Genomic DNA, 1,124 nt, shown 5'->3' with positions numbered 1-1,124 from the left:
TTGGATCAGTTGAGTTTCAATCCGGCGTATCAGGCGCAGGCCGAACAGGCCTTGATCCGGCTGCACCGTCGAGTTGAGGCAACGCAACTGGATCAATCCGACCTGGATAGGCTGCGTCAGACGTTAGCTAAACGCACGATGCAGGCGGTGGAGCCACCTTCGGGCAATAGCGTTCGTGGATCCCGACCGCAAGCGGATGCCGCGCTCACACCGGCGTTTTTGTCTGGCTCCAACGCTGTGCCGGCAGGCAATGAGCGTGAGCAGCGTCGTGCCGTATTGAACATGGCTGAGTGGGTGAATCAGCAGGACGTGTACGACCCGACCGGTTATCAGTTACGACGTTTCGGTCTGTGGGCGCACCTGCATGCGGCACCTTCTGTGACTCGCGACAGGCGTACTGAGTTGACGGCGGTGCCACGCGACATCGTTGCCAGCTATGAGGACGCGCTGGCGTCCAACGCCATTGATCCAGGGTTGTTGCTACGCATTGAGAAAAGCGTCAGCGCTGCGCCGTACTGGCTGCGTGGCAGCTTTCTGGCTGCGAGTGTCGCTGCACGGCTGGAAATGAATGAAGTGGCCGATGGCATCCGCCAGGCCTGTGCGCGCTTTGTGCGCAGAGTCCCTGCCTTGATGGAGTTGTGTTTCAGCGACGGCACTGCGTTTGTGGACGCGCCTACTCTGGCGTGGATGACCGGCACGGATGGGGCTGAAAGCAGCGGCAGCCCGGTACAGGAGTACGCCGGATTACGCGACGAATTGGTGACCCAATTGAATCAGGAGGGTGTGGAAGTGGTGTTGTTGCGCTTGCAAGAAATGCAGGCGGCCTACCGTGCGCCACGCCAACGCTGTTACGCCACCGTCATTGCTGCCGATTTGTTAGCCGCCCGTGGTTTGGCCTGGCTGGCCAGTGACCTGTGCGCCAATGTGGCTCGGGTGATGCAAGCCACCCCAGCCGCGCAGTGGGAGCCCGATCTGTATCAGAAGCTGTTAGAGCAACACCCCGCCGAGCTCGTCAGCGTAATGACTGCCGTCAAGGATTAGGAGCCTTATGCCCCGCCAAAGCGACCTGCGCTACACCTTCGAACCCAGCAGTGGCGCCGACTTCGAGGTCATCGAATTCAAAC

Annotated in this window: 1 protein-coding gene; it reads left to right on the top strand. The window is 60.3% G+C overall.

The window, feature by feature from the left end:
• Nucleotides 1–1,041 (top strand): type VI secretion system protein TssA (gene tssA, locus AQS70_RS10065; protein ID WP_082428078.1); only part of this gene is annotated, 1,041 nt, incomplete at its 5' end.
• Nucleotides 1,042–1,124 lie beyond the last annotated feature (83 nt).

The organism is Pseudomonas endophytica, assembly GCF_001411475.1.
GTDB lineage: Bacteria > Pseudomonadota > Gammaproteobacteria > Pseudomonadales > Pseudomonadaceae > Aquipseudomonas > Aquipseudomonas endophytica.
The sequence above is the reverse complement of the archived record's forward strand: the minus strand, read 5'-3'. Positions and strand labels throughout refer to the sequence as shown.